Consider the following 16025-nt stretch of genomic DNA (forward strand, 5'->3'; position numbering starts at 1 on the left):
GCTATCGTAGGTATCAAAGACACAACTACTACTACTTGTACTGGTGTTGAGATGTTCCGTAAGCTTCTTGACGAAGGTCGTGCTGGTGAGAACTGTGGTGTATTATTACGTGGTACTAAGCGTGAAGACGTACAACGTGGTCAAGTATTATGTAAGCCTGGTTCAGTTAACCCACACACTAAATTCGAATCAGAAGTATACGTGTTAAGTAAAGATGAAGGTGGTCGTCATACTCCATTCTTCAAAGGTTACCGTCCACAGTTCTACTTCCGTACAACAGATATCACAGGTGCTGTAGAGCTTCCTGAAGGTGTAGAAATGGTAATGCCTGGCGACAACCTTAAGTTTGTTGTTGAGCTAATCAACCCAATCGCGATGGAAGAAGGTTTACGCTTCGCTATCCGTGAAGGTGGCCGTACAGTTGGTGCTGGTGTTGTATCTAAAATCATCGACTAATCGATGTTTTAGCTAGCAATAGCACAAACTAAAAAAGAGCGCTTCGGCGCTCTTTTTGTTTTTACGGTCAGCTTCACGGCTGCTCTTAATATGAGCGAGATGACGAATCACTTAAAAAAGTGTGCTAATGGACAGTTTTTAGTGATTCGCTTAAACCCTCAGGGTTTAAGAAAAATCATTTATAATTTTCTAGAGCCGTACAGACAATTAATCGTCTGAAATATAGTAAGCACGCTGTCAAATTGGGAGGTCCCGTCCAATACCATCAGATCTAATTTTAAGCCGCTTTTCAAGACTGTATTGCAACTCATTTTGCTGTCCGAGTATGTTTATATCTAATTCACTTATGTCAAAGGTGTAAGTCTAAAAATTAGTTACGAGCGCATGCATTCACCTTAATTTGTTAGTGCATACCCGTAATAATCATTAGAGGCAGAAATAATATAAATCCCACTACAGCGCCAACTGTGTCTATGGCTAAGGTTACAGGTGTTGCCACTACCTTACCTGCAGTACCTATAGCCGTTGACTCTTCTTTTATACTAATTTGAAAATTTTGACTAATTTCCTCATATTTCCCTTTTGATATTTCCTCTTGTGATACACGCTTACCTTTAAGAGCAACCATTTCACTTTCATATATCGTTGAATAAGTTGTCTCTGAAATCGTACTTTCTTGAAGTTGTTCTTGTTTAATAGTAGGAATCATTATTTCAAAAGTAGTAGCTACACTACTGCCTTGTTCATTCCATGTGAGGCTTCTTATTTTCATATTGTGTTTTTTTGAGTTGTCAAATAACTGAACAAGGTCGCGGTCTTTGTCACTGATATAGAACTGATAAATATTTTTATAAGTTTTAACTAGTAATATTTTTTTTGTTTTTTCTAGACTCAATGAATGCACAGTCTCAAAGCGAGAGTCTTCATCCCATAACTCTGTAGTAGTACAACCAGATGCTATTATCATTGAAACCATAATTAAAATTAATCTTTTCATTGTATTTCCCTCTATATTTTATTGTGCTCAAGACTCATAACTAACCAGACATATCTCTAAATTGCCGAAGAAAAGATTATGTTAATAAGTTTGCAGGTGATACTAAGATAAGAAAGGTAGTATAAAAATATACCAAAGGTATCAACAATTAATACTTGTGGTGAAAATGAGAAAGCAACATGATTTATCAGACACTATTTTTTGCTGATATATTATTGTCAATGTGTCTCAATAATATGAATTGTAATCAAATTAATTTTTAATTTATGTTATAAAGTAGTTATATCAATAATAAAAAATTAGGATTAAAATGAAATTGAATTCACCTACAGTAAGCTCAAATATGAAGTTTCCTTCAGTTCTCGGAGTTATTACATCGCTATTTCTATTTGTGCTGATATATAGCAGTTGGTTTGTCATTGATACTGGTCATGTTGCTGTAAAGAAAACACTGGGCACAGTTGATATGGAAGAAGTATCGGCTGGGTTAAATTGGAAATTACCTTTTTTAACTAGGTCATATGAATTCTCAGCAAAAGAAATTGCCATAGATTTTAACGATTTACGCCCTAAAGCCAGAGATAATCTTAGATTACAAGATTTAGACATTAGTATTTACTATAAAGTTTCACCTAACTTTATGGCCGAGACAATGGTTAAATATGCATCATCTTATGCTGAAGGTGATGATGCATTACTCCCTGCCTATGCGATTGTTTATCGTGAAGGCAGAGATGTTATTTATGAAGAAGTAACAAAAATTGATTCTTTAGATTTACACCGAAACCGCGATGAATTGCGCTTAGGTATAGCAACAGAATTGCAATTAAAGCTTGATGATAAAGATCCTGGTTTATTCACTATTACCAGAGTTGCAATAAGAGCGTTGAATACGGACCCGACAATTGAAGCTGCAATTCAAAAAGCTGTCCAAGCCCAAAAAACACTAGAGGCCAAGAAAGTTGAGGTTGAGATTGCAGCTAAAGATGCTGAAATTGAAATAGCAAGGGCAAGGGGTATAGCCGAGGCTAATGCGATTATCAATTCATCACTTACTCCTGAGTATTTGCAACACGAGCTGAATGATGCCTTAAAAACGTTTGCCGAAAATGATGGTGGTGTTGTCGTGATCCCTGCAAATATGCAAAACATGAGTATGATTATGGATACTAAATCTATTCGTAATAAAAATTAATCAGTAAATTATTGGCACATTAAAAGAGCGCTTAGGCGCTCTTTTTTTGTTTCTGAAATAGTTATCTATACTTAGGTTAGTTCCACAATGCTGTGTGGATAGTCTAATAATAATTACTAGGTGATAAATGCTGAGACAATTTTTAATCTTATTAAAACCTCTAACATTACTAATCATTACTCTACTAAGTCTTAGTGCTTATTCTCAAGAGCTAACTCTAAAGCAAGTAAAGGAACGAGAAGAAAGCGCGAAAGAGGCTGTTGCTCAAGCTCAATTGCAGCAAAGAGCTAACACTGTGGTTGGCAGTACACCTTTATCCACTTTACTTGCTTTAGCGGATGCTGTTAATAATAACGACTATGTTAAAGCGAGTCAGTTTCTAGATTTAAGGTACTTACCCCCGGAGCATCAAAACATACCTGCAGAGGAGCTTGTTAGGCAACTTGTAATTGTTTGGGGTCAACAGCGTATGCTTGATATCTCAACCATAAGCGATCAACCCGAAGGTCATTTAGATGATGGTTTGCCTAAATATCGAGATTTACTCGGTGTATTAAAATCTAATGGTGAAAACCTCCCCATATATTTACAACGCATTACAGATGCTAATGGTAATAAAACGTGGAAGATATCGAGCAACAGCACGGCTAAAATACCTGCTCTTTGGCAAGAGTTTGGTTACCATCCTATAGCTGAATCTATAGCAAGATATTTACCTGAATTTACTATTGCAGATATGCAAAACTGGCAGTTCGTCAGTTTTATTTTAATTTTATTTGGTAGTTGGTATGCAACGGCAATCTTTCGTTGGCTGATGCTGCAACTAGTATCCTATTCAGATGTTTATAGTAAAACCATGCGCCGCTTTATCAGAGTTCCTCTGCGCTTGTTTCTATTTTTTATTCTATTGCAATGGGCCGTTGGTTACCTTGGTTTATCACTTACCGCTAGAGTTTGGCTTGATAGCGGTACACTAAGTTATTTAGCTTCTATGTTTTTGACCTTAGGTATTATTGAATTTACCTTTGCATTGTATGTTAGTAAGGCTGATCAGAGTCAAAATGTTATTGCCATCCTCAAGCCATTAGTAACAACCTTAAAAATTATTATGGTGATAATCATCATACTTAATTGGTTCTCGGATGCAGGGTTTAACATTACCACCATTGTCACAGGCTTAGGTATCGGCAGTTTAGCGGTTGCTTTAGCGGCGCAAAAATCTTTAGAAAATGTATTCGGCGCTTTTACTTTGTTTATCGCTCGGCCTATTAAGCCAGGTGATATGTGTAAGTTTGGCTCAACGCGTGGCAGAGTTGAGGAAATTGGCTTGCGCTCTACTAAAATAAGAAAATTAAATCGTGCAGTTGTACATGTACCAAATTCAGTAATCGCGTCGATGGATTTAGAAAATATTACTGAAATAGATAATCGTCAATATGAAAAACGATTACGAATTCGTTTAGAAACACCTCTTGATAAACTTAAGCAATTACTTGTTAGGATGCGAGACTTATTAGAGCAACACCCAAATATTATCGAGTTAGAGCGCTATGCTCGCTTAGAAGAGATTGGCGAAGATGCTTTTATTATTGTTATCAATGTCTACTTTAATACTGGTGGGCGTATTAAATATAAAGAGCTAGAGGAAAAACTAAATTTACAGCTTTTAGAGCTCCTCGCTGAGTTAGGTATTGAACTGGCAATACCTCAACAAAATATTTCAATTGATCAAGCCAGTGCTAAAGCATTAAACCAATTGTAAATAGCACCCAATAGGCAAAGCCTGCAATGGCCGTTTTTGTTGTTTGGCTTTGCGCTACATCACTTTCAGGGTAGTGCTCTAAAGTCATGATTGTCGCATATAATGAAGGTAAGGCCATGATGAATAGGCCTGCAGTTAATGGTAAGTAGGCAAAATAAATAAACAATAAAGTCGCTATGGCGCTAATAATAATAATTACTTTTTGCTGCAGTAATTGTGTGCTTATTTGCTTTGGCATTTGTTCTGCTACAACAGGGGTATGTGCAATTATTTGCTCTTTTATTTGCTCGCTGAGTAAAAGCATTAAGCTCACTAGGCCTGCTATTATTGCAACTATAACTACATCTATAGGTAGCTGAGCTGTATGCAAATAATAAGTCAGAGTTAACGGAATTACTGCACTTAATGTTGCATAGACTAATGCGTTTACTATGGTTAATTTAGCGTATAAAGGTTTAGCTTTTTTACTTTTTTGTCTTAATACGCTAAGCATTAAAAATGCGTAAAACGCAATAATTAGTAACGCGATACCTGAGCCGTTAATTGCCGCAAAACTTAACAAACCTAAACTAAATATCATTGTTAAAAAACAACCTAAAATAAGTTGTAGCATCTGTTTGCGAGTTTTATATAGTATTTCGCTATTTGCCTTTATTTTGGCTTTTTGTGCAGCCGTAATAAATGCTCTTTGATAGTCATTAGCTAAATTAAACGTTACTTGCCCTACTATCGTTAGAATGAGCAATGAGATAAATAAGCCGCCATCAACAACGCCATTAAAGGCCGCCAATCCTGCCCCTAAAATCACGGCCGCACATGGTAAGAAAAAGGTGATAGGGCGTATTGCTGATAATAATAAATTAATAAAAATAGGCATGGTTTGATAGTGAAGATAAACGCTAATAAGTTGTTTGATTTTACCTTTTTGTTGTCGACATTACTATTTCTTAAATACTTCTTCTTTCCTCATATTTTCTTTAATGCTTTATAAGCTGTTTTTAGTCAATTCCATCAGTATTTAGTGATAGAAACCAATCGTAATATTATATAGTCGCTAGAGCCTAGTAAAACCGCCATGCTTTAGTTGGTACGCAACTTGCTATCTATGTCATATTAAAAATACAAACTGGATATCAGCATGACTGAACAACAACTTACAAAAATTAAAATTTATTTTACCGGCACAATAACTTTAATTATGTTGGCACTACTTATGTGGCAATATTTTCATAATGGAGTTCCTAGCCATCATTTACTGCATAATGCTGATTATCCTGCTATTTCTAATTGGTGGGGATTGCTAGTTTTGCCTGCTTTATCGTGGCTGTTGCTTGAACGAGTGCATAAGCAAACTTTAACTAAAAGCGATCAAGAAATTAAATATCCAACAAATAGGCTTGTTGGTTTTGGTTTAGCGCTTTTGTATGGGGCGGGAATGTCTATTGCTTTTGCTACCGGAAATACTGAAATTTCATCCGTTATGTTTCCGGGAATATTAGTTATTGCATTATTTTTTAAAGTTTATAGGGAAGAATATATACTTGGTTTTATCCTAAGTATGTCAATAGTATTTGGTGCCGTATTGCCAACTATCTTTGCGACAATAATCGCTATTGGATCTGCAATCGTGTACCACTGTGTGCACTTTATTATTCGCCAGTTTAAAGTGTTTTTCAAAAATACTAGAGCGATTAATTAAGTATCTTAATTTAACGGCCAAGTATGAATGATCTTGTACTGCACTCCTTGATTAGAAGAAATCGATTCATATAAGTGGCATTGCTGAAAATCTAATTTAAAGTTAAACGCCTCAGTAATTATTGGGGCGTGCTTTGCTTTTCTGCATAAGGTTAGGTGAGGTATATAGGGTCTATCTTCTTGATGAATATTATTATGTTTTACCGTTTCAATAATATTCGTTGCTAGGGTAAGAAGGTTTTCCTGAACTGATGAGGCATGAAGAAATAGCACTTTGGGTTTAGGCCAGCAATCGAGTCGATTTAAATCGATAGAACATTTCGGTTTTAAGGTTTTATTCATTGCAGCAATTAATGGCGTAATTTTATCTGCTGATATAGAGCCGATAAAACTCAAGGTAATGTGAAAATTATCTTTATCTACACTTTTAAATAGCTCACCAGAGTTATCTGATAAAGCTTGCTGTCGCCATTGAGCTATTTGTTCTCTTTGCTGCTTAGCGATACTTAAGCCAATAAATAATCTTTTCATTTTGTCACATGCACCTATCTACTTTGTTTCATCATGGCATCAAATATAGTTTAAATCTAAGTGTTTTAATTAATTTATTAAAACGCACTTAAAGTGTGCATTAGTTCATTTCAAGAGCAATTACATCTCGAAGTGTTATTTAGGTAAATCTTTAAGTTGCTGATTTAAAATGAAATAAATTAGTTTTTTTATTGGCATTCGCTTTGCACTATCTCCATCAGTTTTAGATTTATTAACTTTTGGAGTAATTATGAGTGAGCAAGCAGGAATTAAGCTTTGGTCCTTTACCGGTAAAATGAAAACTCTTCATTTGAGTTGGATGGCATTTTTCATCACCTTTGTTGTATGGTTTAACCATGCCCCATTATTGGCAGTCATTGGTGATAGTTTAGGCTTAACTGCTAGTGAAATTAAAACCTTGTTAATTCTCAATGTGGCACTAACTATCCCAGCCCGGGTAATTATTGGCATGCTGACCGATCGCTACGGACCAAAACTCACATACACATGGGTACTTTCTCTGTCTAGTATCCCTTGTTTTATGTTTGCTGCCGCTGATTCATTCGAGCAAGCCGCAATATCTCGATTCTTACTAGGCTTTATAGGTGCTGGATTTGTTATTGGTATTCGTATGGTTAGTGAATGGTTTCCAGCTAATGAATTAGGCACCGCTGAAGGTATATATGGCGGTTGGGGTAACTTTGGTTCAGCAGCTGGAGCCATGACTTTACCTGCTATCGCGCTTTTATTTGGCGGAGAAGATGGTTGGCGATATGCCATTGCCTTAACCGGTTTAATGAGCTTAACCTTTAGTGTTATTTGGTATTTTAATGTTGATGATACGCCTAAGGGCTCAACGTACTTCAAACCAAAACAAACTGGTGCGATGGAAGTTACTAGTAAAAATGACTTTTGGTTGTTATTGATAATGAAACTACCAATGTATGGTGCATTAGCATTACTTACTTGGAAGTTATCACCAAACGGTGTGAGTTTATTTTCAGAGCAAACTTCAATTATCGCTTATATTGCTTTGGTATTGTTATTTCTTTTTGAAGTAAAGCAGACTTATAAAGTTAATGGTCATGTATTTAAACAACCAGTTGCAGAAATCCATCAGTATAAATTTAAGCAAGTGGCGATTTTAAATGTTTTATATTTTGCAACGTTCGGCTCTGAATTAGCCGTTGTATCAATGTTGCCTTTATTCTTTGCTGACGTATTTAGCTTAGATATGGTTTATGCAGGTTTATTAGCATCACTTTATGCCTTTATGAATTTAATGTCTCGTCCGGGCGGTGGCTGGATCAGTGATAAATTTGGACGTAAGAAAACATTACTTATTTTAACTGCAGGCTTAGCCGCTGGTTATTTAACTATGTCGGCAATTGATAGCAGTTGGCCACTAGTCTTAGCCGTTATTGCTGCCATGGCATGTTCGTTCTTTGTACAAGCCGGAGAAGGCGCGGTTTTTGCTGCAGTGCCTTTAATTAAACGCCGTTTAACTGGGCAAATCGCGGGTATGACAGGCGCTTATGGTAATGTTGGTGCGGTAGTGTATTTAACTGTACTTTCAATGGTTAGTTATCAGCAGTTCTTCTTAGTTATTGCCGCTACGGCAGTTGTTGGCTTTATTACTTTATTGTTTATGGAAGAGCCACAAGGCACAATAACTGAAGTAAAAGAAGATGGTTCAATTGAGCTTATTAGCGTTACCTAAGATAGAACAATTTTATGTTAGTACTTGCAGAGTAATATATGTCAGTTAATGAAGTTATTAACGTCATTAAAGACCAAAATGTAGTTGCCCAGTTGCAACTGCATTTTGGTGGTTACTCTAGTGCTGGCGTAAAATCGCAAAACCAAGATGCGTTTGCTGCCTTTGAACCTAAGGGTAGCGACTTAAAAGCAAAAGGCGCTATTATTGCAATAGCTGATGGCGTATCAAGTGCAACTAAAGCTGCAGAAGCTGCACAACTTGCCGTTACTCAGTTTATTGAACAGTACTACTCAACCCCGCAAACTTGGTCGACACGTAAATCAGCAGCAAAAGTTTTAACTAGTTTGAATTCGTGGTTATATTCACAAACCGATGCAAATAGCGGCCTTGCTCAACAATGGTTAACGACATTTTCTGCGCTTGTGATCAAATCATCTACAGGTTACTTATTTCACCTTGGTGATACCCGTATTAGCGTATATAAAAATAACCGCATAGAAACGATCACTAATGATCATAATCGTAAGCAAGGGGTTAATAATGCCATCCTTACTCGAGCTCTTGGCGCAGATCCTAGGCTGCAAGTCGATGTTCATCAAGTAGATATAAGCCCTGGTGATATTTTTTTACTTACCTGCGACGGTGTTCATGATTATTTATCAGCTAAATACTTACAAGAACAACTCGCAACATTAGCAAAACCACCTAGCTCACAAGACTTAGAGCGGTTAAGTAAACAGTTAACAGAGCAAGCCATTAAGCAAGGCAGCGATGACAATGTAAGTTGTGTACTCGTTTATGTTAATAACACGCCTAATCGTAAGTCTGAAGAAATAGAGCGTAACTTACTCAGTCGGCGTATTCCTCCTGCGTTAAACGTAGGTAATAAACTAGACGGTTATAAAATAGTTAAAGTGATCCATGCCAGTCATCGCTCGCATTTATATTTGGCTGAATATGAAGGTGATACAAGCCCAGTCGTTTTAAAAGTGCCTTCGCAAAACTTTGCCGAGGATCCTATTTACCTACAAGGTTTTATGCGTGAAGCATGGGTAGGCGAGCGAATTAATCACAGTAATGTGATGCAGGTTAAAAGTGACCAAAAAGACAGTCGTTTTTTGTATCATGTATGTGAGTATATTGAAGGTCAAACATTGACTCAGTGGATGCATGATCACCCTAAACCAAGTATTGCACAAGTGCGGGATATTATTAGTCAGGTTATTGCTGCACTGCGTACCTTTCAGCGTTTAGAGTTAGTCCATAGAGACTTAAAACCAGACAATATAATGATTGACCGTTTTGGTCATATTAAGCTGATCGATTATGGCACTGCTCTTATTGCTTCACTTGATGAAAATAATGATGTTATAGAAGAAACTGTGCCGCAAGGTACGTTAAACTATATTGCCCCAGAAACCCTGCTAAGTTTAACCGCTACTAATCTTAGTGATATATTTTCACTAGGGGTTATTTGTTATGAAATGCTGAGCGGCGAATTACCGTTTAAGCCAATGCAACAAACTAGAGTAACTCAAACTCAATATAGTGATTGGCAATATCGCAGCATAAAGCAATTTCGCCCTGACTTACCTATTTGGCTAGATTTAAGCTTACAACAATGCACTCACCCTGATCCTAAATTACGTTATCAAGCGTTTTCTGAATTAGCCGCCGATCTTGAAAAGCCTAATTTAACCGCTGTAGAAGAATACAAGAAGCAACCTATTTTACAGCGCAATCCTGTCAAATTTTGGCAGGGTATGTCATTCATTTTATTTATATCTTTACTCATTTCAGTTGCTGTTTAATTGCGCACTTTTTTAGGGCAGGAACTTGTTCAAGCTAGTGCAAATCTACTTATCTAATAGTTAACATAAAACTTAATCTCTTGTTATCGTTGACTTTTATTTGTTGGCATTGTGCTTGCTCATATAACTTTATATTTCGTTAATTAAACAGTATTCGCTAAAAAGCGAATTTATGTACTAGGAAAATAAGCATGAGCGCACAGATCCAAATTCAAGCCAAACAAAATATTGTTGTTGTCGGTAATGGTATGGTTGGTCATCACTTTGTTGAACAGCTTTATAAAGATAATGACTACCAAATTACGGTGCTCTCTGCTGAATCTCGTTTAGCTTATGACCGTGTACACCTTTCAGAATTTTTTACTGGTAAAACTGCTGATGACTTGGCCATGACTGATGTGGCTACTTATGAAGCATGGGGCGTAGATTTTCGCACTAATGCAAAAGTAGTTAATATAGATAAAGCCAATAAAAAAGTAGTTACAGCTACAGGCGAAGAGTTTGGCTATGACAAGTTAGTCCTAGCAACAGGCTCTTATCCTTTCGTTCCACCTATCCCGGGTAAAGACCGTGATCACTGTCTAGTGTATCGCACAATTGAAGACTTACACGCCATTGAAAATAGTGCCAAATCGAGCAAGGTTGGCGTGGTAATTGGTGGTGGTTTATTAGGCTTAGAAGCGGCAAATGCAATAAAGGAGTTAGGGTTAGAAACTCATGTTGTTGAGTTTGCTCCGCAACTTATGGGCGTGCAAGTTGATGCTGGCGGTGGTGCGGTACTGCGCAATAAAATTGAAGATCTTGGCGTGCAAGTACACACCTCCAAAGCAACGAACGTAATCGAAGATGGCGAGCAATGTCGTTATAAGTTGTGCTTTAGTGATGACACTGTTTTAGAAACTGATTTAATATTATTCTCTGCCGGTATTCGTCCTTACGATAACTTAGCACGCGAGTTTGATTTAGAAATAGGTGAGCGTGGCGGTATAACCATTAATAACCAATGTCAAACATCAGATGCCGATATATACGCAATTGGTGAATGTGCTTTATGGAATAATTTTATTTTTGGTCTTGTTGCCCCTGGTTATGCCATGGCAAAAGTTGCCGCTAAACATATTTGCGGTGAAAGTGAGTCATTTACTGGCGCCGACATGAGTACTAAGTTAAAACTGATGGGCGTTGAAGTAGGCTCTATTGGCGATGCCCACGGTAAAACCGCCGGTTCATTAACTTACACTTACGAAAATCAACCAGAAGGTGTATATAAAAAGATTGTGGTATCGAGTGATAAAAGCAAATTACTTGGTGCGGTATTAATTGGTGATACCAGTGAATACGACAGTCTTTTACAGTACATGCTTAATGGCATTGATTTACCTGAAACACCTGAGTCATTAATCTTGCCTATGGGTGGTGATAAACCAACATTAGGCGCAGATTCATTGCCAGATTCCGCAATGATCTGTTCTTGTCATAATGTGACTAAAGGCGACATTATTGCGAGTGTTGATGCTGGCGCTACCGATTTACCTGCACTTAAGTCTTGTACTAAAGCTAGTACCGGTTGTGGAGGTTGCTCGGCATTACTTAAAGATGTCTTTGAAACTGAGCTAGAAAACCGTGGTGTTGAAGTTAAAAAAGACATGTGTGAGCACTTTGCTTATTCTCGTCGAGAATTATTCGATTTGATCAAAGTTGAAAAAATTAAAACCTTTGACGAATTACTTGATAAACATGGCTCTGGTTTAGGTTGTGAAATTTGTAAGCCAACTACGGCGTCAATTTTAGCGTCTGTATATAACGAATATATTTTAGAAAAACTGCACCTGCCGCTACAAGACTCGAACGATAATTTCTTAGCTAACTTGCAAAAAGATGGTACCTACTCAGTTGTACCACGTATTCCAGGTGGTGAAATAACCCCAGAAAAACTTATTGTGATTGGTGAAGTCGCTAAAAAATATGCGCTTTATACCAAGATCACAGGTGGCCAACGTATTGATATGTTTGGCGCACGAGTTGAGCAATTACCACTTATTTGGCAAGAGCTGATCGATGCTGGTTTTGAAACTGGCCATGCCTATGGTAAATCTCTGCGTACGGTAAAATCTTGTGTTGGTGAAACTTGGTGTCGCTTTGGCGTTAAAGATAGTTTATCTATGGCCTTATACCTAGAGAATCGCTACAAGGGCTTACGCTCTCCTCATAAAATTAAATTTGCTGTATCTGGCTGTACCCGTGAATGTGCCGAAGCACAAAGTAAAGACATAGGTGTGATTGCTACCGAAAATGGTTGGAACTTATATGTCTGTGGTAATGGCGGTATGCGTCCTCGCCATGGTGATTTGTTTGCCACTGACCTTGATGATGCCACCTTAATTCAATACATCGACCGCGTATTAATGTTTTATGTAAAAACGGCAGACCGTTTACAACGTACCTCGGTATGGTTAGAGAGCTTAGAAGGTGGTTTAGAGTATTTACAAAAGGTAATTATTGATGACTCTCTTGAGCTTGCAGGCGAATTAGAAAACCAAATGAAAGTAATTGCCGATTCGTATCAATGTGAGTGGAAAACTACATTGGCCGATCCAGAGGCAATGAAACGATTCAAATCATTTGTAAATAGTGATGATAGCGATAGCAATATTCAATTCGTTACCGAGCGTGAACAAATTCGTCCGGCGCGAGAAGAAGAGCGTATCCCAGTAATTTTTGACCCATCTTAAGGAGAGCATCATGGAATTTACTAACGACAAACAAGCAGATAAAAACTGGATAAAAGTGTGTAGTGAACAAGACCTAGTAAAAGATGCAGGTGTTTGTGCATTAATTAATGATCAACAGATTGCTATATTTCATTTAGAAAAAGCAGAGCAAAAACTTTTTGCTGTTGGCAACTTTGATCCTATTGGCAAAGCTAATGTGATCTACCGAGGTATTGTTGGCAGTATTAATGATGAGCCCGTTGTTGCATCGCCTTTATACAAGCAACATTTTTCATTACTAACTGGCCAATGCTTACAAGATGAAGCAAGCAATGTTCCTGTATATCTTGTTCGAGTGCAATCTGGAGAAGTACAGCTATTTGTTTAATAGTTGGCAAAATTTATGACATTAGCTCAGCCATTACAGCATAAACATACTACCTTAATAAAACAAAGCACTTGTGCCTATTGCGGTGTGGGGTGCGGGGTTGATATTAGCTTGCAAAATAATGTGGCTACAGCAATATCGGGTACACCAGAGCACCCGGCTAATCATGGCCGTTTATGTATCAAAGGCACTAACTTATTGGCAACTCAAAGTGATGATAATCGCTTAACGCAGCCAGAAATTAATGGTGAGCAAGTTGATTGGCCAACGGCTACAAATTATGTGGCTGAGCAGTTCAAAGACATTATCGCCGAGCATGGCAGTGATGCGGTTGCCTTTTATGTTTCAGGGCAGTTATTAACGGAAGATTATTACGTTGCCAACAAGCTGATGAAAGGTTATATAGGCTCTGGCAATATAGATACTAACTCAAGGTTATGTATGTCATCGGCGGTTGCTGGCTATAAGCGTGCTTTTGGTGAAGATGTCGTCCCTTGTAATTATCAAGATTTAGAACAAACGGATGTACTTTTTATTGTTGGCTCTAATGCTGCTTGGGCGCATCCGGTGTTATTCCAACGTATTGAACGAGCTAAGCAGCTTAACCCGCAAATGCAGGTTGTGGTTATTGATCCACGTCGTACGGCAACGGCAGAAATAGCTGAGCATTATTTAGCAATAAAACCAGGAACCGATGGCGCATTTTTTAATGGCTTATTGCATTACCTCAATGCCAACAATGCACTTGATAACGAATTTATTGCAAAGCATAGCCAAGGTTTTGAGCAAACACTCGCTGCTTGTGCTAAATGGGATGTGACAACCACAGCTCAATATTGTGAGTTAGATGCTAAGCAGTTAACTCAGGTTTATCAGTTATTTGCCAGTAGTAAAACCGCGATTAGTTTTTATTCGATGGGCATTAATCAATCGAGCTCTGGTGTAGATAAATGTAATGCCATTATTAACTGTCATTTAGCAAGCGGTAAAATTGCTAAAGCAGGTTGTGGTCCATTTTCTATTACCGGCCAACCTAATGCTATGGGCGGTCGTGAAGTTGGTGGATTAGCTAATCAGTTAGCGGCTCATATGGATATAACCAATAGTGAGCATAGAGACATTGTACAAACATTTTGGCAGTCTCCTACCATGGCCAGTGGAAATGGTTCTCAAGCCGTCGAGCTGTTCGACAAAATTAAATCAGGTGAGATAAAAGCGGTTTGGATCATGGCGACCAATCCAATGGTGAGCTTGCCAAACCGAAATGAAATCGCTAGTGCATTATCGCAATGTGATTTAGTTGTGGTATCCGATTGTGTTGCTAACAATGACACGCTCGACTTTGCTAAGGTAAAACTACCTGCCACATCATGGCTTGAAAAAAACGGTACCGTAACCAATTCAGAGCGACGTATTTCAAGACAGCGAGGTATAGTAAAACCTTGTGGTGAAGCTAAACATGATTGGCAAATCATCTGTGATGTTGCCACTAAAATGGGCTTTTCAGGTTTTAATTATACGCACCCAAGTGAAATATTTTCTGAACATGCAGCTTTATCTGGCTATAAAAATAATGGCCAACGAGTATTTGATATATCAGCTTTATCAACATTAAGCACAAGTGAGTATGATGCACTAAAACCAGTGCAATGGCCGATAAATTCGAACTATCCAGAAGGTTGTGCAAGGGTGTTTGCTGATAAAAAGTTTGCTACTGCTTCTGGTAAAGCAAATTTTATTGCGATAAGCCCACAATTACCGAAACAACAAACTTGTAAGCAATTTCCATTACTGCTTAATAGCGGCCGTATACGCGATCAATGGCACACCATGACTCGTACATCAAAAGCTGGCAAGTTAAACCAACATACTGCAAAACCATTATTATCGATAAACCCAACAGATGCCTCGGTTTATGGCGTGCAAGCAGGTGACTTAGTCGCGGTTAACTCAAACACAGGCGAAGTGATTGTTGGCGTGGATATTTCAGATAATATACGCCAAGGACAGGTATTTTTACCGATACATTGGAATAAACAATTTGCCTCTCATGCTAATGTTAGTAATTTATATCCATCGGTTGTTGACCCTATTTCAGGCCAACCTGAAACTAAGCAAAGCGCAGTTAATATTAAATCAAAACATTACCAGCAACATGTGCAGTTTCATTGCAATAGTGAATTTGTTAAGCCACAAGCTGATTTTTGGTTAAAAACTAATAATCAATATTGTACTTCACAGCAATTGGCTTTTACTGAAAAGCTAAGCGATGAGTTAGCTTGGTGTAAGGCGCAAAATGTGCAGGCAAGTCAGTGGTTGCAATTTAGTGACCCGCAAAATCAACAGAGCTTTATCATTGGTTTAGAACAAAATAAATTAGTTTGCTTAGCCGTGTTTTCACCGCTGCCAAGCGAAAGCGAACCACAATGGTTAGAGCATGTTTTTTCAGCTAAGGAAGTTAGTGCTCAAGAGATTTCAGCCATGTTACAGGGTAAACCCAGTGATGCTTTTGCCAACGGTAAGCAAATATGTAGCTGTTTTGGCGTGGCAGAAAAGCCTATTATTGCCGCAATTAAATCAGGCTGTAACTCTGTTGAACAGTTAGGGAAAAAGCTTAGTTGTGGTACTAATTGTGGATCGTGTAAATCTGAATTAAGTGCATTGATAAGTCAGCATCAAGTGGGTTCATCGGATGTTAATAGCAATAAATCAACCGAGAATGAAGGTAATCGCATTCCTGTTTTAGCCGTTTAAGT

Annotated in this window: 12 protein-coding genes; 9 read left to right on the plus strand and 3 right to left on the minus strand. The window is 37.8% G+C overall.

What is annotated here, in order from left to right:
- On the plus strand, positions 1 to 456 hold a 456-nt coding region (locus tag FNN08_RS14050), incomplete at its 5' end, for an EF-Tu/IF-2/RF-3 family GTPase (protein ID WP_260679361.1).
- Between the two features lie 403 nt (positions 457 to 859).
- Here the strand turns inward: FNN08_RS14050 and FNN08_RS14055 are convergent.
- Positions 860 to 1453, minus strand: a complete 594-nt coding sequence (locus FNN08_RS14055; RefSeq protein WP_143586886.1) for a hypothetical protein — start codon at positions 1451 to 1453, stop codon at positions 860 to 862.
- 310 nt (positions 1454 to 1763) lie between these two features.
- Between FNN08_RS14055 and FNN08_RS14060 the strand changes: the two genes are divergently transcribed.
- Together FNN08_RS14060 and FNN08_RS14065 are read left to right on the plus strand one after the other, a co-directional pair.
- Positions 1764 to 2648 (plus strand): SPFH domain-containing protein, encoded by an 885-nt coding sequence (locus FNN08_RS14060; RefSeq protein WP_143586888.1) that lies wholly within the window; start codon positions 1764 to 1766, stop codon positions 2646 to 2648.
- A 127-nt stretch (positions 2649 to 2775) separates the two neighbouring features.
- Positions 2776 to 4410 (plus strand): mechanosensitive ion channel family protein, encoded by a 1635-nt coding sequence (locus tag FNN08_RS14065; protein WP_143586890.1) that lies wholly within the window; start codon positions 2776 to 2778, stop codon positions 4408 to 4410.
- On the opposite strand, the gene FNN08_RS14070 is transcribed toward FNN08_RS14065, so the two are convergent.
- On the minus strand, positions 4388 to 5287 hold the full coding sequence (locus FNN08_RS14070; protein ID WP_143586892.1) for a hypothetical protein: 900 nt from the start codon (positions 5285 to 5287) through the stop codon (positions 4388 to 4390). The genes FNN08_RS14065 and FNN08_RS14070 overlap by 23 nt on opposite strands.
- Before the next feature lie 261 nt (positions 5288 to 5548).
- Here FNN08_RS14070 and FNN08_RS14075 point away from each other — a divergent pair, with 261 nt between their 5' ends.
- A complete protein-coding gene (locus FNN08_RS14075) occupies positions 5549 to 6109 on the plus strand; it encodes a hypothetical protein (protein WP_143586894.1) in 561 nt (186 codons plus the stop codon).
- A gap of 5 nt (positions 6110 to 6114) precedes the next feature.
- Here FNN08_RS14075 and thpR read toward each other — a convergent pair whose 3' ends face one another.
- Positions 6115 to 6639 (minus strand): RNA 2',3'-cyclic phosphodiesterase, encoded by a 525-nt coding sequence (gene thpR / locus FNN08_RS14080; protein ID WP_143586896.1) that lies wholly within the window; start codon positions 6637 to 6639, stop codon positions 6115 to 6117.
- A 250-nt stretch (positions 6640 to 6889) separates the two neighbouring features.
- On the opposite strand from thpR, the gene FNN08_RS14085 reads away from it, so the two are divergent.
- From FNN08_RS14085 to FNN08_RS14105, 5 genes are all read left to right on the plus strand, one after another.
- Positions 6890 to 8359, plus strand: coding sequence for a NarK family nitrate/nitrite MFS transporter (locus FNN08_RS14085; RefSeq protein WP_143586898.1), 1470 nt, complete (start codon positions 6890 to 6892; stop codon positions 8357 to 8359).
- Between the two features lie 38 nt (positions 8360 to 8397).
- The gene (locus tag FNN08_RS14090) at positions 8398 to 10170 is read left to right on the plus strand and encodes a bifunctional protein-serine/threonine kinase/phosphatase (RefSeq protein WP_143586900.1); all 1773 of its coding nucleotides are present in this window, start codon (positions 8398 to 8400) and stop codon (positions 10168 to 10170) included.
- A 191-nt stretch (positions 10171 to 10361) separates the two neighbouring features.
- Entirely contained in the window at positions 10362 to 12902 is a 2541-nt protein-coding gene (nirB, locus tag FNN08_RS14095; RefSeq protein WP_143586902.1) for a nitrite reductase large subunit NirB, read from the plus strand.
- Positions 12903 to 12912: 10 nt separating this feature from the next.
- Complete coding sequence (gene nirD, locus FNN08_RS14100) at positions 12913 to 13269, plus strand: nitrite reductase small subunit NirD (protein WP_143586904.1); 357 nt, start codon at positions 12913 to 12915, stop codon at positions 13267 to 13269.
- 15 nt (positions 13270 to 13284) lie between these two features.
- A complete protein-coding gene (locus FNN08_RS14105) occupies positions 13285 to 16023 on the plus strand; it encodes a nitrate reductase (protein ID WP_143586906.1) in 2739 nt (912 codons plus the stop codon).
- The last annotated feature ends 2 nt before the right edge of the window (positions 16024 to 16025 follow it).

It is taken from the genome of Thalassomonas sp. M1454, assembly GCF_007097525.1.
Taxonomy (GTDB): Bacteria; Pseudomonadota; Gammaproteobacteria; order Enterobacterales; family Alteromonadaceae; genus Thalassotalea_A.